This is a genomic window from Clostridium sp. MT-14 (assembly GCF_042436595.1).
Classification (GTDB): Bacteria; Bacillota; Clostridia; order Clostridiales; family Clostridiaceae; genus Clostridium_B; species Clostridium_B aromativorans.
Genome location: NZ_JBHMIY010000001.1, coordinates 206920 through 230286, shown reverse-complemented (window position 1 = coordinate 230286; position 23367 = coordinate 206920). Strand labels below are relative to the sequence as shown.

Sequence of the window (23367 nt, the reverse complement as noted above, 5' to 3'; positions counted from 1 at the left end):
TGATTGAATTTTTTAATGGTTGACAAACTGATAGAGGAAGCACTGGTGGAAGATATAGGTTATGGAGATGTAACCACTGATAATTTGATACCTGAGGACCAGATTTCACAGGGCAGGTTTATTTCAAAGGAATCCGGTGTTGCTGCAGGTATTGCTGTGGCGGAAAGGGTATTTGAAATTTTGGATGACAGCATAGTATTTGCTGCAAAAATGAAAGATGGCGGCAGAGTCGAGAAAGGCAGTGTCATTTCAGAGATAAAGGGCAGTTCCAGATCCATATTAAAGGGAGAGAGAGTTGCCCTCAACATAATGCAGAGGATGTCCGGTATTGCAACCAAAACCAGAAGAATGATGGAACTTGTAAAGGATTATGATGTTAAAATAGTGGATACCAGAAAGACGCTCCCGGGATTCAGGATGCTGGACAAGTATTCGGTTAAGGTGGGAGGAGGGTATAATCACAGGATGAATCTTTCAGATTATGTGATGATAAAGGACAATCACATAAAGGCAGTGGGTTCCATAAAGAAAGCTGTTGCAAAAATAAAGAACAGCCTGCCTTTTACTGTCAAGATAGAAGTGGAAGTGGAAAACCTGCAGCAGCTCCAGGAAGCAGCTGATACCGAAGCGGATGTAATAATGCTGGATAATATGGACGTGGATGAGATGAAAAAGGCTGTAAAATTTATAGATGGAAGATTTGTTCTGGAAGCTTCAGGAAATGTCACTGAAGAAAATGTGCGGAGTATTGCTGCTGCAGGAGTGGATATAATATCAATAGGTGCCCTTACACATTCGGTAAAAGCTCTGGACATAAGTTTGAGATTTATTTAAAAGATGAAATGGTGTAAAATTAAAATTATATCCCGATGATATGGAGGAATAATTATGTTTAGAGATTTGAGAAGAAAAGACAGAGAGATTGGGCATACTGAAGTTATAGAAATATTAAAGAGCTGTGAATATGGTGTTTTATCTACAGTGAGTGAAGATGGATATGCTTATGGAGTACCATTAAATTATGTCTATGCCGATAATTCCATATATTTTCACAGTGCTGAACAGGGACATAAATTGGATAATATAGTAAACCAAAACAGAGTTTCTTTTTGTGTAGTTGGGAAAAATTATGTTCTGCCGGATAAATTCACTACCAATTATGAAAGTGTAATTATATTTGGAAGGGCGGAAGAGATTTTCGATGATGAAAAAAATGCGGTCATGCTGAAAATGCTGGAAAAGTATTCAAAAGAATATGTGGGAAAAGGCAGAGAGTACCTGAAAAAGGCAAATTCAAAAGTGAAAGTGATAAAAATAAATATTGAACATATTTCCGGAAAAGCAAGGAGATAATTAAGGTGTAGGTAATTTATTCAATACAAAAGGAGATGAATATGAATATATTTTTGATTGTTTTAGTTGTAATTGTTGCTGCTGCAGTAGTTGCTGTCAGCATCTATGCTTATAAGAACATGCATTACGATGAAAAACCGTTGAAGGAAACGTACAGCACTGGATATAGGGAAAAACGCATAGCTCTTGATGATGGAACTCTGCTGAATTATGCTGAAGGACCTGATAATGGACCGGCTCTTTTATTGATACATGGGCAGTCTATGAAGTGGGAGGATTATTCAAGAGTGCTCCCGGGATTAGCTAAGTATTATCACGTGTATGCTGTTGATTGTCATGGACATGGGAAATCCAGTCATGATTCCTCAAAATATACAGGAGCTGCTATGGGGCAGGATCTTATCCTGTTTATTGAAGATGTTATTGGAAATCCGGTTGTAATATCAGGTCACTCCTCCGGAGGAATTTTGGCAGCGTGGATTGCAGCTAATTCACCGGAAAATGTATTGGGAGTAGTTCTGGAGGATCCGCCATTTTTTAGTGTGGAACCGGAAGAGATGAAAAACACTTTTGTTTGGCGGGAGAATTTTGAAACAGTACATAATTTTAAAAGTCAAACAGAAATTAAAGATTATGTAGTGTATTATATGGAAAATAGTTATATTTGGGGACTATTTGGAAATTTGAGATCCATTATAGCAAGAAGTACGAGAAACTATAGAGAAAAGCATAGTGGAGAACCTCTGAAATTATGGTATGTACCATATAAATGGATTCACGGTACCCTTTATATAGATGACTTTGATTTGGATTTTTCGGAAACGTTTTATACAGGTTACTGGTTTAAAGGAATTAATCAGGAGAAAATTTTATCTAAGATAAATTGCCCCTCAGTATATATTAAGGCAAATACATTATATGGAAAGGATGGAGTGCTTTATGCAGCCAACAGTGACCAAGATGCCAGAAATGTACATAGTCTGCTCAAGGGAAATGAAATGGTAAAGATAAAATCCGGGCATGATATTCATTTCGAAAAACCAGATAAATTTATTCAGATCATGGTAGATTTTTTGGATAAAATAAAATAGTTTTTTATTGTAAAAAAAGTATTAAGTATGATCAACTTATTGAGAGTAAGTAAAATATTTTTAGGTAAAAATAAGAGGAGGTCTCCAGCAATTATATGGCTGAAAGGCCTTTTATTCATGCTAAAAATGATGAGATATTATTATGGCATATGAAAAATGCTTTTTTGAGGGAAGAATGAAACGTTTGATAAATTATTTTAGAATACATGCAAGCCCAGGGGATTGGGTGGAAAAATGATTCTCAAGATGGATTCCATTGGGAAAAATTATGAGATGATGAAAATCAGAACGGGAAATGGATATGCCTTGTTGGAATGAAAAATTAGCAGAAAATTATGCAATATTTTCTAGATTAATATAGTGATGTAGAAAAGTTTTTACATTACTATATTAATCTAAGAGAGAAATAATAATTATAAGAAAACCTGTAATTTAGGTAGTTAATTAATATTAAAATTAATGTGAATCAATGACAAAAAAATTCATGTAAAACTCTGTTAGTAATCTATTATATCTAAAGGATGTCCATAGCAGCACAAAAGCCTTCATAAGTTGCCTCTTTTACTGTACGGGCTTTTTTGGCATCTCCAGTAACTATAAACCATGGAACGATGTTTTCCAAAGATTTTACAATCTCATCATTGGAACGGTTACCACAGGCATATATAATGTTATCCGCATCAATGAAATGCTCATTTTGATTCTTATCCATAAATTTTACACAATTGTTGATGATTTCTTTAACTGATACATTGCAATCCCATGTCATGCCCACTTTTTTCATTCTTGGAATTAAAGCACGACGCTGAGAGTCATTTGAATCTTTACATACGTCATCTCTCATTTCAAGAATATGTACGTGGCAGCCACAATGTTCTGCAAAGAAGAAACCGGACTCACATCCGATTGCACCACCTCCGATTAAAACAACTTTCTTGTCTAATAAAGATAAGTTTTTATAGATTTCTATAGCATGTGTTGCATTTTCAATTCCTTTAATGGGTGGAATAAAAGGATGAGAGCCGACTGCGCAAATGGCTGCGTCAGGCTTCATGCCTTCAATTAGTTTGGGAGTAACAGTTGTATTTAACATAATATTAACGCCAACATATTTACAGCGAGCTACAAGAGAATCACGAAAGCGTTTTAAAGATTCTTTGTGAGTATCTACATCGGTAAACCACAATAAGCCGCCTAGTTTTGATGTTTTTTCACATAGGGTTACATTGTGACCGCGCTCGGCTGCTGTTAATGCAGCATACATTCCAGAAACGCCACCACCGATGATCAGCACCTTGCGTCTTCCCTTTGGAAGGGGGGCTTGTCTCCAGCGTAACTCTCGTGATGACCAGGGATTTACTGTACAGTGCCATAATTCAGGAATCGGACGCTCATTTGGATTTGGAGGCAGAGGATTAAAACAAGAACAACGCAGGCAAGGAGCGATTTGATCTGCACGTCCAGTTTGTGCCTTGTTGCAGAATTCAGGGTCTGCAAATTGCTGGCGACCTAGTGCTACAAAATCACATTTGCCAGAAGTAATTGCATCCTCAACCTGTTGTGGATCATTGAATCCGCCTACAGCTACAACAGGAACATGTACAGCAGCTTTAACGGCAGCAGCAAGATCCAAATTGCAGCCATGTTTGTCATACATGGAGGAGAAAGCCTTTGTCTCTACGTGAGAATGGTAAACACCGCTAGTAACATGTATGATATCAACATAATCTTGAATGATCTTGCAGAATTCAATGCAGTCGTTAAGCGTCATGCCGCCTTCAATACGTTCGGAACCGGAAACACGGTATTCAATCAGAAAATCATCACCGCAGAGCTCACGAATTTTTTTACAAACCATAATGGGAAAGCGAGCACGATTTTCCATGCTGCCACCGTACTCATCTGTTCTATGATTCATACGGGGAGAGATAAACTGAGATAATAGCCATCCATGGCCGCCGTGCAGCATAACCATGTCGAAGCCAAGTGCTTTGCAATTCCAACTTGCTTCAGCATAATTATTAGCTACATGTTTTATCATTTCTACGGTCATTTCATCTACTTGAACTCCATCCTTGCGTATAAATGAAGAAGGACCAATGGGATTATTATGATTGATAATTGTATCTGGATGATTGATTGCACCAATATGATTTAATTGGATGGAGGCAACAGCTCCATGAGCTTTTATTGCCTCAGTAAGTGTCATTATACTCTCCATGTGGAATGTGGTCATATTCTTGGAATAAACGTTTAAACCGTGTTCATGGCGGGCAGAGTATTCGTTATCTATAAAAGATTCGGTGATTGTAACTTCAGCAAAGCCTCCCCTTGCTTTGGTTTCAAAAGCATCAATGCCTTCAGGGGTAGGGTATCCATGGTCTACAATACGATTAGTCGTAATGGGTGAAGCAAATACCCGGTTCTTAAATTTTACACCTTTGATAGTATAAGGTGAGAACATATGAGGAAACGTATTCATAAATAAACTCCTTTCTACTGTTTTTTTATAATCAAGTATAATTTTAGTATAGGACAATTAAATATGGCTGTGAAGTACATACAATTTTTCGGAAAGCAGAAAATATTTGCAGTAATATACAAAAATTAAAGTTACTTTCTTTTTGACATATATATAAAAAAACTACATGCGATTGTCTAAATGCATGCAGCTTCTTTTTATCCGAAAAATTATTTTTTTTTGAATGGATTGTCCATTATTGAATTATCTTTCTCACGATATCCATGCCACATTTCACCAAGAGGGTCTATTTCAATTCCTAAGTTTTTCATACGTTTCCATCCCCAATCATAAAGTATATCTAAAATTGGCAGTATGCTTTTTCCTATATCTGTAAGACTGTACTCGACTCTAACAGGTACTTCAGGGTAAACGGTGCGTTGGATTATCCCATCAGCTTCTAGTTGCTTTAGCGTTGTCGTGAGAACTTTTTCAGATATAGGAAGTTGTTTTGTAAACCTGCTAAACCGAGTGGTTCCATCATAGGATATACCTCTTATAATATATGGTTTCCATTTATTGCAAAAAGTTTTTATAACATAATTATAAGGGTCATTCTCAAAATTATAAACCCCATATTTTTCAGTCATATTATTTCCCTCCTCTCCTGATAATAAATTAAATAACATGAAAATATATGAAATCTAAAATTGTCACTTTTTTAATTATAGTACTTATTATCCCAGATGGTACATTGATATTTTTATTATTCAAAACTTAAATGGTTAATTTAATATGTCGCAAAAGGAAAATGCCTTTTTCATAAGGTTAAGTGGAACCTGATCCATATTAATGTCTGCATAAATAATTTCTTCTTTGTTTCATACAGATTCATTGACATAGTGATCGAACGGATCCACAATACAGCTGCTGCTTGTATATTATCTCAATTGTCTTACTCTTTCAAGTCCCTCATCAACCCTCTTGTATAGATTCAGCGCTTTAATCAGGTTGTTCTGTTCAAAAGCCTCTTCTGCTTTTTTCAGATATCTGTTGATTTTCATATCATTTTTCATAAATACACCATTTCTTATTTTACAATTTATATATTTTTAAAGTATCCATAGATTAAGTTATCACCATCTGATATACTTGATATATGGAAAGCTTGCTTTCCATAAGGAGGATTAAAATGTGAAAAATCGATTGGAAGAAATACGAAAGCAGCATGATTTGAAACAGGAAGATCTGGCGGCGGCTCTTGAAGTATCGAGGCAGACAATAGGTTCTCTTGAAAACGGCAGATATAACCCGTCGATAATACTGGCCTTTAAAATAGCAAGATATTTTAACATGAATATTGAAGATATTTTTATTTATGAGGAGGATGGAAAATGAAAAATAGCATTTATCATATCATGACTGTAATTGGACTGCTGGTGGGTTAGATATTTTAAAAGCAAAAAGACATTGGGCGACTTTTACAGCAGCTTTTTCGGTATTCCTGCAGCAAGTGCCACACTGCCTGTTGTTGCGTTTTTGCTGCTTGCTGTATATGGTAAAGTAATGTGGCTTTTTATTTCCACAGTGATTTTGGAAATAGGACATATAGGTATTCACCTTCAGCACCGCAGGGAAATCAGCAAACCAGATGATCTTTAGCTTTCTGGAAAAGATTTTTCTCATAGGCAAATAGAAGCAGGTAATTGAAAGATAGAAAGGAAAATATAAAAAATCTATAGAAGTTTTAAGGGAATTGGCACTGAGAGTGATGATTATATGGGTAGGACTCAGTGCACCCCCTGACTTTTGAAAAATTGTAGAGCCTGTTTTATTTTGCTTTTCTGCACCGATTTTAGCACTATGCTTATATTATTTCTGGACCTGTGGAAAAGTTATTCATGAACAACAAGTTCCAAGACATCTGGACGTGAATAATGACCTGTCCCATCAAATTCCATTCGGCTGAGCGGAACCTGATTCATATCGATGTCTGCGTAAATGATTTCTTCTTTGTCCCATACAGGTTCATTGACATAGTGCCCAAATGGATCCACAATACAGCTGCCGCCGGTAAGAACAGCTTCTGGCAAATTTGCCATTTCATTCGGACAGTGGAAAATATCAGGATACATATCTTTTGTTACATATTGATTGACATTAATTACATAACAGTGTCCTTCTATTGCTATATGGCGTATTGTAGTCTGCCATTCTTCATTGTTGTTTGTGTTGGGTGCAAGATAGAGTGTAACTCCTTTCATATAAAGAGCTGTACGTGCCAAAGGCATATAGTTTTCCCAGCAGATTAAACTGCCCATGTTTCCCCAGGGAGTATCGATGATGGGAAAGGCACCTTTATTACCGTCACCCCATATGAAGCGCTCCGCACCGGTTGGCTTTAATTTACGATGTCTGTCCACAAGCTTTCCCTCCGGTGAGAAAAACAGATTAGTGCAATAGAGGGTACAATTATTGATATCCCTTTCTGTAATGCCAAGACTTACATAGGCATGTGCCTTACCAGCTGCCCTGGCAATGCGGTCTGTGTCGGCACTTGGTACAATGACGGAATTGTCATAATAGACTTTCCAGTCCTTTCTGCCTTCTTCCATACGGCTGCCTACAGTGAAGCCAAAAGTCATTCCATAGGGATAGCAGGGAACAAAGGATTCGGGAAATACAATGACATCGGCACCTTGTTTTCCAGCTTTAAGAATTTCCTGAACAACTTTGTCGATAGTTGCATTTTTATTAAACAGAACAGGTGATGCCTGTATAAGGGCAACTTTACAGTTCTTTTTTAAATCTTTCATAATAACTTCATAACCTCCTCTATATTTTTATCCGAACGCTACCATTGCTAATACTCCCAGCTTCTCAAAGTGGGAGATAAGCACTGCTACGCGTCTGGATAAGTTCCGCTAGGGTTCAGGTGGAGAAAAGTATTCCTTATAAGCAAACTCCATCTGAACCTAAGAATCACTTGATAGGATTTATGTTTTGATTATACTATAGTATAATTGCAGTATCAATTAATAAAACTCGAATCTTTTATAGTGCAAATAAGTCTGGTATTTTCATTGAAGGAGCTGAAAAAATTTATTTGCGGGAGTAATTCATAATGGTGAATTATCATGAATAATGGGAGCGATGATACATGAAAAGTAGTAAGTTATTTCAAGTAATCAACTTTTTAATTATATTCTTAATATTCTTTTTGATTTTTACTATAGGGTTTGATATTGTTAAACTAAAAAATAATATAATTAATAACTTTATACTTGGAGTAATAGGAGCTTGTTTAACTCAATTATATATAAATATATGCAAAAATATTTGTAAAAAAAAATAATTCGCACTGTTTCTATTTTACGAATCAGTACATTTTGTATTTAATAAAAAATAAACAGGAGGTATTTTATGGAGTATAGAATAGAAAAGGACACAATGGGAGAAGTGAAAGTCCTATCCGATAAATTATGGGGTGCCCAAACCCAGAGGAGTTTTGAAAATTTTAAAATTGGTACAGAAAAGATGCCTATAGAGGTGATCAGGGCATTCAGTATTTTAAAAAAAGGAGCTGCAAAGGCAAATAACAGGCTGGGCAAGCTTGATGATGAAAAAATGAAGGTAATTCAACAGGTTTGTGATGAAATTTATGAAGGCAAATTGGATGATAATTTTCCACTGGTGGTCTGGCAGACAGGCAGCGGGACACAGAGCAACATGAATGTAAATGAAGTTATTGCCAACCGGGCAAATCAGATATTGGGTAAAAAGCTTATTCATCCCAATGATGATGTAAACATGTCCCAAAGCTCAAATGACACCTTTCCAACGGCCATGCATATAGCTGCCGTAGTGGAAATAGAGAATAAATTACTTCCAGCAGTAGATATACTGAAAGGTACCATGGAGCATCTTGAAACAGAAAACAGGGGGGTTATAAAGACGGGAAGGACCCATCTGCAGGATGCTGTCCCCATAGCATTTTCTCAGGAAATAAGCGGATGGAAGCAGATGCTCATCAAGGGAGAGAAAAATATAAAACAATCTATAGAAGGCCTGAGAGAATTGGCGCTGGGAGGAACGGCTGTGGGAACTGGGCTCAATGCACCTCCTGATTTTGGTAAAATTGCAGCAGAGGAAATAAGCAATTATCTTGGCACAAATTTTGTCACTGCTGAAAATAAGTTTCATGCTTTAACCAGCAGGGATGATCTGGTCTATGCCCATGGTGCCATGAAATCTCTGGCAGCGGATTTGATGAAAATTGCCAACGATGTCAGATGGTATGCCAGCGGTCCCAGGTGTGGTCTTGGGGAGATAACCATTCCTGAAAATGAACCTGGAAGCTCTATAATGCCGGGAAAGGTAAATCCGACACAGTGCGAAGCTGTAACTATGGTGGCCTGCCAGGTAATTGCCAACGATACTGCAGTTTCTTTTGGTGCTTCACAGGGAAACTTCCAGCTGAATGTGTTCATGCCAGTGTGCATATATAATTTTTTACAATCTGTCAGGCTGTTGTCAGATGTAATTGTATCCTTTAACAATAATTGTGCATCGGGGATAAAACCTGAGGTGGATAAAATGAAGGAAAACCTGGATAAATCCTTGATGCTTGTAACTGCACTTAATCCATACATCGGTTATGATAAATCTGCTGAGATTGCAAAGCTTGCCCATAAAAAAGGAATCCGTTTGAAGGATGCAGCTGCAGAACTGGGATATTTAACAGAAGAACAGTTTGACCATATTATCAAGCCAGAGAATATGGTTTAAATATCTGCTGGGAATGTATTGCCTTGAGGAATGGGATACTTTTCCTCAAGGTAATATTTTTTTATCTAACATTCAAAATAAGTCCTCTCTTGAAATTCTAGCCCCTGGCCTCTGATATAAAAGCCCTCATTGCAGCTGTCACACACTTGTTCTTGTGATATAGTATTTGTGTGGCCATATTGAATTCACATCCGTCCAAATCAAACCCAACAAGCTGTCTACTTTTTAGTTCTTTCTCTACAGTCATAACGGGAAGCAGGGTTATTCCCAGATTACTCATGGTAAAACTTTTGATTGCTTCAACACTTCCGACTTCCAAGGCTATATTGGGCTTCAGACCTGATTTTTGAAACATTTTCTCAAAGATATTTCTGTAGCTGCAGCCCTTTTCCGTTACAATCAAAGGCTCATCTTTAATATCTTCCATTGTAACTTGTTTTTTGCCGGCAAGTCTATTTACAGGAGAGGTCAAAAATATCATGGGTTCATTGTAGGATACACAGCATATCAAATCTGGATCAGCAGTTGTTTTATCCAGTATAAATGCCAGATCAACTATATTGTTTTTGAGCATACTTCTTAAATCCGAACAAACTCCAACTTTAATTATGATTTCCACTTCAGGGTATTTCATATGATAATTTTTAAGCAGTTCTGGAAGCCTCATAGTACACAGGGACTCCACAATTCCTATTCTTAAAATTCCACGGGGAATATCTACGCCGCCCACTGCTTCTCTGGCTTCCTCTGTAAGACTTATTATATTTTCTGCATATTTGAGAAATACTTCGCCTTTTAAAGTAAGATGTATTTTCCTTCCGATTTTTTCAAACAATTTTACACCAAGCTCCTCCTCTAAAAGCTTAATCTGGGTTGTAATAGTAGACTGAGCATATCCCAATTCCTCTGCTGCTCTGGTGTAACTTTTCAAATGGGCAATTTCCGAAAATGTTATCAGATTTCTAAACTCCATGGTATACCTCCTTAACTTCAACAAAATCGAATTGTATTTTCAAATAATTCAATTTTATTAATAGTTAATCTTATGATAATATAAATCTATCGAAAATTCAATAATTTTTTAATTAAATTTTTTAAAAAGTACAGCTGGCTGCAATAAGATTGAAGAAAAAATAGGAGGTGAAGTTTAGTGAAGGCTTGATTTTTATTATTACATCCTGTCACTAAATGTAAAATATGAGTAAAAATATTGGAACAATAACACTTTCCGGCCTCATAGCAGGCTCGGTACTGGGATCAGGAATAATACTGCTGCCGCCAATTGCCTACAAGCTGGTTGGGGGGTGGGCGATAGCTGCCTGGATTATTATAATGCTGCTTGGCATTATATTTGCCTATGTTTTTATATTCTTGAGTCTGAAAAGTCCTGGAAATGAAGGCGTTGCAATTGCAGTTGGAAATGCCTTTGGAGGTTTTTTTCGAGAACTGACTTCAAATTTTCTCACAGCCGCAGTTTGTTTTGGCCCTACGGCAGTTTTGATTACAGCTGCAGACTTTTTAAAAAACTTTAGTCTGTTTTCAAATATAAAAGTGGAGATCATTGCATTTGGAATGGAAATCATATGTGCCCTGGTTCTTATGTATGGTGTAAAGGCTCTTGGAAAATTCACCTTGGTTTTAACAGGATTTACGGCAGTATTATTGTTTTGCGGAAGTATGTATACGTTGATTTTTGCTTCAGATATACATGTATACCAGACATCCTTTTCCATCTCCAAATTCGGATATACTCTCTTGCTTTTATTTTGGGCAATCATAGGATGGGAAGTTGTAGGCAACTATATTGAAGATATAAAAAATCCTAAAAAAACGCTTATTGAAGCAATGACTGTGAGCTTAATAGTCATTATCAGCTTGTATATTATTGTTGCCCTTTCCATACAAAATGTGTCTGCCAGCAATCACGATATATTGGCAATCATGACACCTCTGTTTGGTTCATTTTCTTTACCTGTAATCACCATTGCTGCGTCAGGACTGTGTATGTGCACCTATCTTATGGTAGTTGGAGGAGTTTCAAGAATGAGTGCACAGCGCGCAGCAAACAATAAGCTGCCTGCATATCTGTCATATATGAACAGATATGAAAGCCCGACTAAAGCTATCATAACACTTGTATGCATACATTTTGCAGTTTTATCCCTGTCTGCTGCAAACCTTATAAATATGGATAAAATTATAACCTGTGCCAATGTATTTTTCCTGTCCAATGCAATAATCGGATTGGCTGCCGGATTCAAGTTACTGCACAGTATCAAACTAAAAATTGCAATTTCCATACTCATCATATCATTTGTACTATTGTTGTTTAAAGCAGCTTTATGGAGTCTTTTACTTTTGATTTCAGTAATACTTTTATCTGTATATAATAATAGAAGAGTTAAAAATAATGAGGAAATTACCGCACATAATGTATAGTTGAGGATTCTAGATTATATTGGTGCACCTATTGAATATCCAATGCTTCTGATGTGTTTGATCATAATATCCATTCATTGAGACAATATAATACATCTATTATGCTTTACATAATAGATGTATTATTGTATAATAATATCGACACTAATATGTATTGCATAATAGATGAGGTCAGGAGGGATAATTTGAAGCAAACTCAGCTCTTGAAAGGCGTACTTGAAGGATGCGTGCTTTTGATTGTTTTAGAAAATGAGGTATACGGGTATGAGATGATTCAGCTGTTAAGAAAACACGGATTTAAGGAAATAGTTGCCGGTACCGTATATCCGCTGCTGCAGAAGCTAGAAAAGCAAGGTTATCTTTCCAGTGTAATAAAACCTTCCCCGGAAGGTCCTGACAGGAGGTATTATTGTATAACTCCGGAAGGAAAAACCCACTGCGGGGATTTTATTGAACAATGGAAGGATTTGGTGTGTAAAGTTGATAATCTGATATGTTTGAAAGGGGGAAAATTGGATGAATAAACAAAATAATTCTGTAAACAAAATTGTTGAACAAAATAATCAGTTACGCGAAAAATTGAGGGAGGAGAATAGAGAGTATTATGAACAGCTTCTGGTATACCTCCGCAGTGCCGGATTATTTTATGACGATTATGAGATAGAAAACTTATTACTGCAGATTTTGCAGGATATAATTTCTGCCCAGGAGGATGGACAATCTGCTGAAGAATTTTTTGGGAAAAGGCCCCAGCTGGCGGCGGATGAATTGATTCAGAACCTTGGTAAATCCAGCAGGAAAGAAACATTGAAATTGGTAGGTCTGGTTTTTGGCATAAGCTCCTTTTTTGAACTGCTGAGTGCATTGGCATCTCCGGATAAGGGAATAAACCTTCTCGTATTGATTATATACGGCCTGCTGAGCTTTTTATTTGTAGGAATTGTATTTTTTATAATACACAAGAGTATTTATACAAAAGTTATTAGAGGAAAGGTTGCTTCCTTTCTGTTTACATGGCTCATCTGTTCTTTGATGATTGGTTCATTTATATTGATTGAAATATTTATTCCACCACTGCTGACTGTACATTTGTCAAATTCTCTGGGAATTTTCATAATATCCATTTTGCTTATTGGCAGTGTTATTCTGGCATTTATCCGAAGTAAGCAGGATGGAAGGATGTGGTGGCCTTTTCTGCCTTTCATATGGATTTTAGGTCTTATTGGAATTGCTTCAAGGCTGCCCGTGACGGAAAACTGGATGTCAGGCAGTAATGGCAGAATTACTTCAGCAGTGTTGACTGGGGTTGGGTTCATTCTTTTCTGGGTATTGACTTATTTGTGCCTTAGAGAAAAGAAAGAGTAGTTATTTTTGCTAGGTTCTCCACTGTTGCCAACTGTGTAAACGAGAAGTTTGTCCTTCCCAAACAGGGGGAGCTCACATGAAAATTCACTTCAGGTGAACATGAATTGAGTGAAGGCGAGAAGAAGGAATTTCTGCAGTTTATCAGGGATAAATCGCTTCACATGGCAGAACTGATAACTTGTTTACTCCCAATTCGTGACGGCTTTTCATGGTTGTATTACCTCCTTGTATTTGATAATATTGTATTACATGCTGAAGTTGGCTCCATGTCAATAGGCAGGTGAATATATTTGAATTATCACATTGGAGAATTTTCTAAAAAAGTTGGGTTGAGTATTGATACATTACGATATTATGAAAAATTGGTATTTATAAGAAAAAGATTAAGGAGCAAGAGGTCAATAAATGAGGAAAAAGTTTTTTATAGTGTTTTTGTGTTTGATTTGTTTGACTGCTGCAGGGTTTGAACTTTTTACACATAGAAATATATTTCACGATAAAAATACAGCAAAGGTACAGAGTAAAAATACGGTTGATGAAAAAAAGCATGATACAATTGATGAAAAACTAAAGAAAACAATAGTATTTGAGAATTCGGATAAAGACGGAGATGGCATAAGGGATCAGGAAGATATACTTCTTGGAGCGAGAAAAGAAGCCCGTAAAAAAGTAAAATATAAAAGCGGGTATTATGTAGGCGGATACCCTTCGGAAAATGAAGGTGTGTGTACTGACCTGGTCTGGAGGGCTTTTAAGAATGCAGGGTATAATCTTAAGGATATGGTGGATGAGGACATAAAAAATAATCCTAGTAATTATGCAGGTGTTCTTAAAAGAATTGATCCGAATATAGATTTTAGGAGGGTGTCCGTTCTCTATATTTATTTTAAGAACCATGCAGCCAGTATCACTACTCAGCTGAAACCCAATGATTTTGAAAATCTGAAACAGTGGCAGCCGGGCGATATCCTGACTTTTGACAATAGCGAACACATAGCTGTAGTTTCCGACAAGAGAAGGGCAGACGGTATTCCATATATAATACACAGTGCACCGCCCTATGCCAGAGAAGGTAATGAAATCATGTACTGGATGCCTAGAATAACAGGTCATTTTAGATTTCCTAAATAAGTTATGTGAGAAAGAGGACTATTTTAATCCAGATCTTTTTTTGAATAACCGCAGCAGTGGGGAACAGGCAGGTCAGAATCATAAGCACTGCAGGCATCATGATAATAGCTGAGTTTATGGTCAATTAAACGTAGATTTTTCTTTAAAGAGTCTATTTGCTTTAGCACATTTTCTCTGTGCCTTAGGAGCATGTCATTGCGGGCATGTAGTGTATAATTCCCCTGATTCTGCCAGTCTGTAAACTGTTTTATATCTTTTATGCTCATTCCCGTATTTTTCAAACAACAGACTATAGAAAGCATTTCCAGGTCATCCTGAGTGAAAATACGGTTTCCCCATTTGTTTCTTCTGATGGAAGGCAGCAATCCTTCCCGATCATAATATCTTAGTGTATATGTGGTTAAGTTCATTTTTTTGGCTGCTTGGGAAATAGTGTATTCCAAATTAATCACCTCAAATCATGTTTTATCTTATTATTATACATCTTACAGTTAACTCTAAGGCAAATGCAAGAAAGGCATTATCTCCTTTTAAGGAGTGGGGGTATTAGCAAATGGCAGTCTTCGGATAAATAAATTTTTTGTTATATACTATTGACTTACAGCTATCTAAAAGGTTTATAGTTATAGTAATGAATATTTGAAAGAAGGTTATAGATTATGAAAGTTATAGCAATTAATGGAAGTCCGCGGAAGGATGGAAATACAAGTCAAGCTTTAAAGGTAATGGCAGATGAATTGCGAAATCAAAATATAGATGTTGAGATTATTCAGATTGGACATTTAAATATCCATGGATGTACAGCATGTGGATACTGTGTAACTTCTGAGAAAAACAGATGTGTTTTTAAAGATGATATTGTCAATGAAGCAGCAGAGAAAATGAGAGAGGCAGATGGATTTATTCTGGCATCACCTACCTATTATGCCGGAATTGCAGGAACCATGAAATCTTTTTTGGATAGAGTATTCTTTACAAGTTCAGGTTATTTTAAATTTAAAGTGGCAACTTCTATTTCTGTGGTAAGGCGTGCAGGAGGTGTGGATGTAGTACATCAGTTAAATAACTATCTCAATCTGGCGGAAACAATTTTACCACCATCTCAATATTGGACCTCAGCCTATGGTATGAATAAAGGTGAGGTTATGCAGGATGGCGAGGGAATACAGACACTTCGCAAAAACGCAAGGGCCATGGCATGGCTTCTCAAAGTAATTCATGATGGAAAGGAGAAATTTTCTCCACCTGATGATGAAGATCATATCATGACAAATTTTATTAGGTAAATTATGAAAGGATATAGTTGGTAATAAAATAGAAGTACAGATTAATGACAAACAGCGGGATAAATTGAGCCTGCTGTTTTGTTTTTAATTAGGTCAATGATTTTAAGGATCACAAGATAAAGGTGAAAATTCTATTACTTTAGTTCAATTTGCTTGTATTTTATAGTATACTAAAATTAATAGTAAAAAAGATACAATATACGAAAAAAAGTGTATTTGGAAGTCCTGCATTTTACATCATTTGTTCTTTGAAATTTACACTTTGAACTTTACATTTTAGCAAAGTATCCAGGGGGCACAATAGTGCTTATCACATCCACACTTTGAAAAGATTGGGCGTGGTACAGTGGCCTTTTGATCAATAAACATAACAGGGAGGATTAGATACATGTATTGTGTTAGAAAAGTAGACAAAGATATCTATTGGGTTGGTGGAAATGATAATCGCCTTGCCCTATTTGAAAATGTTCATCCAATTCCTGAAGGAATTTCCTATAACTCCTATATGCTTTTGGATGAGAAAACTGTACTCTTTGATACAGTGGATTGGGCGGTTTGCCGCCAGTTCCTTGAAAACATAGAGGCAGTTCTTAAAGACAGGACTTTAGATTACATGGTAGTCAATCACGTGGAACCGGATCATGCAGCTTGCATTGAAGAGGTTATTCTCCGCTATCCTGATGTAAAGATTATATGTACTAAAAAAGCTGCTGTATTTATGAGGCAGTTTGGTTTTGTTGCAGACAGAAAAGTAGAAGAGGTTAAAGAGGGAGACACCAAATCCTTTGGAAAACACAAGGTTATGTTTGTAACTGCTCCGATGGTACATTGGCCGGAAGTCATGGTTACCTATGATACCACAAATGGTGTATTATTTTCTGCCGATGCATTTGGTACCTTTGGAGCACTAGGTGGAAAATTATTTAATGATGAAGTGAACTTTGACAGAGATTGGATTGAAGACGCAAGAAGATATTATACAAATATCGTAGGCAAATATGGTTTTAATGTTCAGGCACTTTTGAAGAAAACCAGCAAGTTGGATATTAAGACTATTTGCCCGCTGCATGGTCCGGTATGGCGCAGCAATCTGGGATATTTTCTTGAAAAGTATGATAAGTGGAGCCGCTATGAACCTGAAGAAAAAGGTGTAATGATAGTTTATGCGTCAATGTACGGCAATACAGAGTCCGCTGCAAATAATCTGGCAGCCAGATTAGTGGAAAAGGGAATAAATAATGTGGTTATGTACGATGTTTCAAAAACCCATGTATCCTATTTGATTTCCGAAACATTTAAATACAGCCATGTGGTTCTTGCGTGTGTAACCTACAACATGAAAATTTACCCCCCAATGCTTGATTATCTGGAACATATGAAGGCGTTGAATCTTCAGAAGCGTACTTTTGCCCTTATAGAAAATGGTTCCTGGGCTCCTCAGTCGGGTAAATTGATGCGGGAATTTTTAAATGAAATGAAGGAAATGACTGTTTTAGATGATGAGATGTCATTGAGATCCAAAATGAAAGAGGATGATGCTGGTTCAATGGATGAGCTTGCTGACAGTATTATCAGGTCAATGAAATGATCTTAGAAGAACATCAATGTGCAATTAAGAAAATTATTGCGAAAAAATTATCAATATTTTAATTATGAAATATTTTCTGTAGTTTTAAATAAAATTTATTGCAGAACAATTATTAATGAACAATTTTTTTTAAATAATATCAAAACTCTAAAAATAAAAGGAATAGGAAGATAAAAAGTGTCAGATAGGTAGAATAAAATTTATTGCCATTTTAATGGAGATTTATGAGAAAAATGAGTCAAAATTAAGATTGTTAGGAAAAATGCTGAGGGCTATAATTAGTGTATAGGTTTTAGATTGATACTAAAGTAATATTATTTAATAAAAGGGAGGGGCATAAATGTTTTTTAAAACTACTGAACAACATGAAAATTTGAGAATGAAAATCAGAAAATTTGCTGAAGAGGAAGTTAAACCTATAGCATTCACACTGGATCAAGAGAATCAATTTCCAGATGAAATTGTTCATAAAATGACGGATATGGGAATTATGGGTATTCCATATCCAAAAGAATATGGAGGAGCTGGATTGGATGTAATCAGTTATGCTATAGCTGTAGAAGAGTTGTCAAGAATTGATGGCGGGGTAGGTGTAATTCTTTCTGCCCATACATCCTTGGGCACATATCCAATTGCCGCCTATGGAACTGAAGAACAAAAGCAAAAATACTTAGTCCCGCTGGCTAAAGGTGAAAAGCTTGGTGCATTTGGTTTGACTGAGGAAAATGCAGGTAGTGATGCTGGCGGCACAGAGACTACTGCTGTATTGGAAGGTGATCACTACATTTTAAATGGTGAAAAGATATTTATAACCAATGCAGGAAAAGCTGATGTTTATATAGTTTTTGCAGTTACTACTCCAAATATAGGTACTCACGGTATAAGTGCATTTATTGTGGAGAAAGGCTGGGAAGGCTTTAGTTTTGGAAAACATTATGATAAGATGGGTATTCGATCCTCAGCTACTGCAGAACTTGTTTTTAATAATGTAAAAGTACCTAAAGAAAATCTTTTAGGTAAGGAGGGTGAAGGCTTTAAGATCGCTATGTCTACTCTGGATGGAGGCCGTATTGGTATTGCAGCCCAAGCTCTCGGCATAGCACAGGGAGCATATGAGAATGCCTTAGAGTACTCGAAAGAAAGAATACAGTTTGGGAAACCAATCTGTCGACAGCAGGTCATTGCTTTTAAACTGGCGGATATGGCTACGAAGCTTAGAGCTTCCAGACTGCTTATTTACAGTGCGGCAGAGCTGAAGGGAAACCATGAACGTTACAGTGTGGAGGCTGCTATGGCAAAACAATACGCTTCGGATGCTTCACTTGAGATTGTCAATGATGCCCTTCAAATATTTGGAGGAAGCGGTTATATGAAAGGAATGGAGGTTGAACGCGCCTATAGAGACGCCAAAATCTGTACTATATATGAAGGAACCAATGAGATTCAGCGTGTGGTTATTGCCGCTCATATTGTTGGTAAAGCTCCTAAAGGCCAATCTGGAATTAAAACTTCTCAGCATGGACCAGCTACGGGTTATCGTAAGAAAATTGTTTTTAACAAGGGAACTTCCAAGGAAAAAGTTGATGCACTCGTAAAAGCTCTTAAGGAAGATGGATATGATTTTACAGTTGGAATTCCAATAGATACTCCTATAAATAAAGCAGAAAGAGTAGTAAGTATAGGCATGGGTGTAGGTAAAAGAGAAAATATGAAGCTTATAGAAGATTTAGCAGTACAAGCAGGTGCGGCTATAGGTTCTTCACGTCCAGTAGCTGAAACCCTTAAGTATGTACCACTGAATCGTTTTGTTGGTATGTCCGGTCAAAAATTCAAGGGAAATTTGTATATTGCCTGCGGTATTTCCGGTGCGGGTCAGCATTTAAAGGGCATAGTGGATGCTTCTACAATTGTTGCCATAAATATAGATCCTAATGCCAAAATCTTTAAAAATGCTGATTATGGTATAGTCGGAGACTTAGTAGAAATTGTGCCATTGCTTACTGCTGCACTGGATAATGGACAGCCTAAAAAGGAGGCACCGCCAATGAAGAAGATGAAGAGAGCAGTTCCTAAGAAAGTTGTTCCAAACTGGAAACATTATGTTTGTAATGGCTGCGGTTACGAATATGACCCAGCTGTGGGTGACCCTGAGGGTGAAATAAACCCGGGAACGCTTTTTGAAAATATACCGGAGGAATGGACTTGTCCTGCTTGTGGTGAAGAAAAAGGTGCATTTATAGAATGCTAAATTATAATTAATAAACAAAATAGGGAGGATTAAATACATGTATTGTGTTAGAAAAGTAGATGAAGATCTTTATTGGGTTGGAGGGAACGATAATCGTCTTGCCTTATTTGAAAATATTCATCCAATTCCAAGGGGAGTTTCCTATAACTCCTATGTGCTTTTGGATGAGAAGACTGTGCTCTTTGATACAGTGGATTGGGCAGTCTGCCGCCAGTTTCTTGAAAATATAAAAGCAGTTCTTAAAAATAGAACTTTAGATTACATGGTAATCAATCACGTGGAACCGGATCATGCGGCCTGCATTGAAGAGATACTTCTCCGCTATCCTGATGTAAAGATTATATGCACTGAAAAAGCTTTTATGTTTATGAATCAGTTTGGATTCAATTTAGATGAAAAAGTGGAAAAAGTTAAAGAAGGCGACACTAAGTCCTTTGGAAAACATAAAGTGGTGTTTGTAACTGCCCCGATGGTACATTGGCCGGAAGTCATGGTTACCTATGATGCTACAAATGGTGTATTGTTCTCTGCCGATGCATTTGGCAGCTTTGGCGCATTGGGTGGAAAGCTGTTTGATGATGAAACGGACTTTGACAGGGACTGGATTGATGATGCCAGGAGATATTATACAAATATTGTAGGTAAGTATGGACCTCATGTTCAGGCACTTTTGAAGAAAGCCAGCAAGCTGGATATTAAAACTATTTGTCCACTGCATGGTCCGGTATGGCGCAGTAATCTGGGATATTTTCTTGAGAAATATGATAAATGGAGCCGTTATGAACCGGAAGAAAAAGGTGTGATGATAGTTTATGCGACGATGTATGGCAATACGGAATCTGCTGCAAATAATCTGGCAACCAGATTAGTGGAAAAGGGAATGAATAATGTGGTTATGTACGATGTTTCAAAAACCCATGTATCCTATTTAATTTCCGAGACATTTAAATACAGCCATGTGGTTCTTGCGTGTGTAACCTACAATCTGAAAATTTATCCGCCAATGCTTGATTACCTGATGCATATGAAGGCGTTGAATCTTCAAAAGCGTACTTTTGCCCTTATAGAAAATGGTTCTTGGGCTCCTCAGTCGGGTAAATTGATGCATAAACTTCTGGAAGAGATGAAAGAGATGACTATTTTGGATAATGAAATATCATTGAGTTCCAGAATGAAAGAGGACGATGCCGGTTCAATGGATGAACTTGCTGACAGTATTATCAAGTCAATGAAATGATTTTAGAAAAATATCAGTGATTTTACAGTGCACCTCAAATGTTAAATAATAAGATAACATTTGAAGGTGCATTTTTTATGTCTGCATACCGGGATAAAAAAATGTTATTAATACAAAAAAGTAGATATAGTACAAAAATTCAAAAAAACTAGAGGATATTATGCAGTAAAATATTGTACTTTATGCCATGAAGAAGCTGATGTATTAAGTTAATATTAATATATAATATATCATTAAAAAGAAAAAACGTTTTCGCTAAAGTTTAGTTCTAAAAGAGGGGAGTTTTATTTATGTGCGAAGTTACAGAAGCGGCTAATGTACGTGCAATTGCTGCCAAGAAGAAACTATCATCACAATTTTTTAAAAAAGGCATATCAATTGCTTTATTTTCAGCTGTCATGTATGGATTCTATTCAGCATTTTTAACATTGGGTATGTCAAAGGGGATCTGGAGCGATTGGTATGGTGCTAATACAGCAGGCTTATCTGCTTTCGTCATTACATATCTACTAGGTGCACTTGGCAGTGCAGTGAATGATTCCTGCAGTGCTGTTTGGGCATTGCTTTATGCAAGTATTAAAGGTAAAATAGGGGATTTTTTTAGGTGTCTTAACACTACTCCAGGTCGTGTGATGATATTAGCTGCTCTTATAGGAGGTCCTATTTCCAGTACGGCTTATGTTGTAGGCCTTCAAATGGCAGGTTCAATTGTCATTCCTATTACTGCCCTTTGTCCAGCTATTGGTGCTATTTTAGGCAGAATTTTGTTTAAACAAGAATTAAACAAACGCATGATGCTGGGCATTGCTATTTGTGTTATTGCCAGTTTTATGATTGGCAGCACAAGTATTGGCGGAAGTGCACCAAAGGGTGCATTCTTAGGTGTTTGCATTGCTTTTATCGCTGCTCTTGGATGGGGATTTGAGGGTTGTGTTGCTGGTTATGGTACATCTATGATTGACTGTGAAATTGGTATTACTATTCGTCAGGTGACATCAGGTATCTCAAATTTGATTATATTGCTTCCTATTTTTGCTGCAATGGCAGGTAATATTAAACTTTCAGCTAATCTTGCTGGCCAGGCTTTTTCAAGCGGATCTGCCATGATTTGGTTTGCCTTAAGTGGTCTTTGTGCATTTGCATCATACATGTGCTGGTATAGAGGCAACAGTATGTGCGGTGCTGCTCTTGGCATGGCTTGTAATGGTACTTATTCATTTTGGGGACCTTTCTGCTGCTGGATAGTGCTTGGTGTATTTGGCGGTATGGAAGGTTGGGGATTACCTCCTATTGCCTGGATTGCCGCTATATTGATGATATTTGGTATTTTGGTAATATCCATGAACCCAATGGATTTATTCAGAAAAAAGGAGGTTAAGTAGTATGAAAAAACCGCTTAACTATGCTATTTTAAAATATTTTACGACAGTTAAAGAAGCTTGTGCAGAAGACGTTATTGAGGCTTTAAAAAGTGAGTATGGCAATTTTAAAGCACTTAAAAAGAAGGCTGTAGTCTTTGCACTAATGACTGCTGAAGCCAATGGACTCCTTGAAGAAACGAGATTTGAAATGGACAAAGAAGGTATTTTGAAAGTTTACTATAGAGCACCTGAAGAGGGTGCAGCTACAATTAATAAATATATTAAGGGTTGATAATTTGATATAGAAAGAGGGGGTTTATGAAGTGAGGTATTACGGAGAAGAAGCATTGGGGCTTGTTGAAACGATAGGTATGGTTCCTGCAGTTGAAGCAGCAGATAAGATGTTGAAAGCTGCTGATGTTGAGCTCATATCCTATGAAAATATAGGCTCTACTCTTGTCACAATTATGATAAAAGGTGATGTTGCTGCTGTTAAAGCATCTGTGGAAGCTGGAGCTGCCGCTGCCGCTGCAATAGGCAAATTGACAGCACACAATGTTATGCCGCGGCCCATTAAGGGTGTTGGGGATATTGTTTCGGTACATGATGTGGATGCATAAAAATAAAATGAGGGAAAGGGAATACAGATGGATAAATGCATAGCTTTAGGTCTAATAGAAACATTCGGTTTGGTTTTTGTTTTGGAAGCTGCAGATGCAATGTGTAAAGCTGCAGATGTTGAATTGATTGGTTATGAAAATGTAGCTTCCGGTTATATCTCCGTGCTGGTTCGTGGAGACGTAGGGGCATGTAAGACAGCTGTAGAGGCCGGTGTAAAAGCTGTAGAAAATATGGATGCCGAAGTCTATAGTTCAGTTGTTATTGCAAGTCCCCATCCAGATCTTGAAAAAATTATTGCACGTTATTCACTTGAAAATTTGCTTCCTCAATAGGCGGAAGATATAGCTGCATTATATGAAATGTAGAAGGCACAAAATTAAGATATTTGGTCAATAAAT

24 protein-coding genes and 2 pseudogenes are annotated in these 23367 nt (G+C 36.9%); 20 read left to right on the top strand and 6 right to left on the bottom strand.

Going from position 1 to position 23367, the window contains the following annotated elements:
• Positions 1–3: 3 nt before the first annotated feature.
• The 3 genes from nadC to ACFHWD_RS01085 are packed head-to-tail and all read left to right on the top strand — an operon-like array spanning position 4 to position 2444.
• Positions 4–834 carry a carboxylating nicotinate-nucleotide diphosphorylase gene (nadC, locus tag ACFHWD_RS01095; RefSeq protein WP_150356573.1) on the top strand — a complete coding sequence of 277 codons (831 nt, stop codon included), beginning with the start codon at positions 4–6 and terminating at the stop codon, positions 832–834.
• A 54-nt stretch (positions 835–888) separates the two neighbouring features.
• On the top strand, positions 889–1353 hold the full coding sequence (locus ACFHWD_RS01090) for a pyridoxamine 5'-phosphate oxidase family protein (RefSeq protein ID WP_150356574.1): 465 nt from the start codon (positions 889–891) through the stop codon (positions 1351–1353).
• Positions 1354–1394: 41 nt separating this feature from the next.
• Complete coding sequence (locus ACFHWD_RS01085) at positions 1395–2444, top strand: alpha/beta fold hydrolase (protein WP_150356575.1); 1050 nt, start codon at positions 1395–1397, stop codon at positions 2442–2444.
• A 514-nt stretch (positions 2445–2958) separates the two neighbouring features.
• Here the strand turns inward: ACFHWD_RS01085 and ACFHWD_RS01080 are convergent.
• The 3 genes from ACFHWD_RS01080 to ACFHWD_RS01070 all read right to left on the bottom strand — a co-directional run bounded on the left by ACFHWD_RS01080 (position 2959) and on the right by ACFHWD_RS01070 (position 5981).
• Entirely contained in the window at positions 2959–4926 is a 1968-nt protein-coding gene (locus tag ACFHWD_RS01080; protein WP_378059871.1) for an FAD-dependent oxidoreductase, read from the bottom strand.
• 209 nt (positions 4927–5135) lie between these two features.
• Entirely contained in the window at positions 5136–5555 is a 420-nt protein-coding gene (locus ACFHWD_RS01075) for a winged helix-turn-helix transcriptional regulator (protein WP_378059869.1), read from the bottom strand.
• Between the two features lie 291 nt (positions 5556–5846).
• Positions 5847–5981: a hypothetical protein gene (locus ACFHWD_RS01070; RefSeq protein WP_268253718.1), complete on the bottom strand. Its 135-nt coding sequence runs from the start codon at positions 5979–5981 to the stop codon at positions 5847–5849.
• Positions 5982–6099: 118 nt separating this feature from the next.
• On the opposite strand from ACFHWD_RS01070, the gene ACFHWD_RS01065 reads away from it, so the two are divergent.
• Positions 6100–6303 carry a helix-turn-helix transcriptional regulator gene (locus ACFHWD_RS01065; RefSeq protein ID WP_150356578.1) on the top strand — a complete coding sequence of 68 codons (204 nt, stop codon included), beginning with the start codon at positions 6100–6102 and terminating at the stop codon, positions 6301–6303.
• Positions 6304–6336: 33 nt separating this feature from the next.
• Positions 6337–6567 (top strand): annotated as a pseudogene (locus ACFHWD_RS01060) (hypothetical protein); the annotation flags it as partial.
• A gap of 233 nt (positions 6568–6800) precedes the next feature.
• On the opposite strand, the gene ACFHWD_RS01055 reads toward ACFHWD_RS01060, so the two are convergent.
• Positions 6801–7721: a carbon-nitrogen hydrolase family protein gene (locus ACFHWD_RS01055; protein ID WP_229980461.1), complete on the bottom strand. Its 921-nt coding sequence runs from the start codon at positions 7719–7721 to the stop codon at positions 6801–6803.
• 607 nt (positions 7722–8328) lie between these two features.
• Between ACFHWD_RS01055 and fumC the strand changes: the two genes are divergently transcribed.
• A complete protein-coding gene (gene fumC, locus ACFHWD_RS01050; RefSeq protein ID WP_378059866.1) occupies positions 8329–9693 on the top strand; it encodes a class II fumarate hydratase in 1365 nt (454 codons plus the stop codon).
• Positions 9694–9790: 97 nt separating this feature from the next.
• On the opposite strand, the gene ACFHWD_RS01045 is transcribed toward fumC, so the two are convergent.
• A complete protein-coding gene (locus ACFHWD_RS01045; RefSeq protein ID WP_229980457.1) occupies positions 9791–10666 on the bottom strand; it encodes a LysR family transcriptional regulator in 876 nt (291 codons plus the stop codon).
• A 224-nt stretch (positions 10667–10890) separates the two neighbouring features.
• Here ACFHWD_RS01045 and ACFHWD_RS01040 point away from each other — a divergent pair, with 224 nt between their 5' ends.
• The 6 genes and pseudogenes from ACFHWD_RS01040 (at position 10891) to ACFHWD_RS01015 (ending at position 14628) form a co-directional block, all read left to right on the top strand.
• Positions 10891–12132, top strand: coding sequence for an APC family permease (locus ACFHWD_RS01040; RefSeq protein WP_378059863.1), 1242 nt, complete (start codon positions 10891–10893; stop codon positions 12130–12132).
• Positions 12133–12317: 185 nt separating this feature from the next.
• Positions 12318–12656: a PadR family transcriptional regulator gene (locus ACFHWD_RS01035; RefSeq protein WP_179977942.1), complete on the top strand. Its 339-nt coding sequence runs from the start codon at positions 12318–12320 to the stop codon at positions 12654–12656.
• Positions 12649–13497: a DUF1129 family protein gene (locus ACFHWD_RS01030; protein ID WP_378059861.1), complete on the top strand. Its 849-nt coding sequence runs from the start codon at positions 12649–12651 to the stop codon at positions 13495–13497. Before ACFHWD_RS01035 ends, ACFHWD_RS01030 begins: the two co-directional genes overlap by 8 nt.
• A 104-nt stretch (positions 13498–13601) precedes the next feature.
• A complete protein-coding gene (locus ACFHWD_RS01025) occupies positions 13602–13781 on the top strand; it encodes a hypothetical protein (RefSeq protein ID WP_150356882.1) in 180 nt (59 codons plus the stop codon).
• Between the two features lie 6 nt (positions 13782–13787).
• Positions 13788–13863 (top strand): annotated as a pseudogene (locus ACFHWD_RS01020) (MerR family DNA-binding transcriptional regulator); the annotation flags it as partial.
• Positions 13864–13902: 39 nt separating this feature from the next.
• Complete coding sequence (locus ACFHWD_RS01015; RefSeq protein WP_150356881.1) at positions 13903–14628, top strand: DUF1287 domain-containing protein; 726 nt, start codon at positions 13903–13905, stop codon at positions 14626–14628.
• A 23-nt stretch (positions 14629–14651) separates the two neighbouring features.
• Here ACFHWD_RS01015 and ACFHWD_RS01010 read toward each other — a convergent pair whose 3' ends face one another.
• Positions 14652–15071: a MerR family transcriptional regulator gene (locus tag ACFHWD_RS01010; protein ID WP_150356880.1), complete on the bottom strand. Its 420-nt coding sequence runs from the start codon at positions 15069–15071 to the stop codon at positions 14652–14654.
• A gap of 216 nt (positions 15072–15287) precedes the next feature.
• On the opposite strand from ACFHWD_RS01010, the gene ACFHWD_RS01005 reads away from it, so the two are divergent.
• The 8 genes from ACFHWD_RS01005 to ACFHWD_RS00970 all read left to right on the top strand — a co-directional run bounded on the left by ACFHWD_RS01005 (position 15288) and on the right by ACFHWD_RS00970 (position 23301).
• A complete protein-coding gene (locus ACFHWD_RS01005) occupies positions 15288–15914 on the top strand; it encodes a flavodoxin family protein (protein WP_150356879.1) in 627 nt (208 codons plus the stop codon).
• 388 nt (positions 15915–16302) lie between these two features.
• Entirely contained in the window at positions 16303–17502 is a 1200-nt protein-coding gene (locus ACFHWD_RS01000; protein ID WP_150356878.1) for an FprA family A-type flavoprotein, read from the top strand.
• A gap of 340 nt (positions 17503–17842) precedes the next feature.
• On the top strand, positions 17843–19750 hold the full coding sequence (locus ACFHWD_RS00995) for an acyl-CoA dehydrogenase family protein (RefSeq protein ID WP_150356877.1): 1908 nt from the start codon (positions 17843–17845) through the stop codon (positions 19748–19750).
• Between the two features lie 37 nt (positions 19751–19787).
• Positions 19788–20987, top strand: coding sequence for an FprA family A-type flavoprotein (locus tag ACFHWD_RS00990; protein ID WP_150356876.1), 1200 nt, complete (start codon positions 19788–19790; stop codon positions 20985–20987).
• Between the two features lie 290 nt (positions 20988–21277).
• Positions 21278–22369, top strand: a complete 1092-nt coding sequence (locus tag ACFHWD_RS00985) for a hypothetical protein (RefSeq protein WP_150356875.1) — start codon at positions 21278–21280, stop codon at positions 22367–22369.
• A gap of 1 nt (position 22370) precedes the next feature.
• Complete coding sequence (locus tag ACFHWD_RS00980) at positions 22371–22640, top strand: hypothetical protein (protein ID WP_150356874.1); 270 nt, start codon at positions 22371–22373, stop codon at positions 22638–22640.
• A gap of 31 nt (positions 22641–22671) precedes the next feature.
• A complete protein-coding gene (locus tag ACFHWD_RS00975) occupies positions 22672–22968 on the top strand; it encodes a BMC domain-containing protein (RefSeq protein WP_150356873.1) in 297 nt (98 codons plus the stop codon).
• A gap of 27 nt (positions 22969–22995) precedes the next feature.
• Complete coding sequence (locus tag ACFHWD_RS00970; protein WP_150356872.1) at positions 22996–23301, top strand: BMC domain-containing protein; 306 nt, start codon at positions 22996–22998, stop codon at positions 23299–23301.
• Positions 23302–23367: the final 66 nt, after the last annotated feature.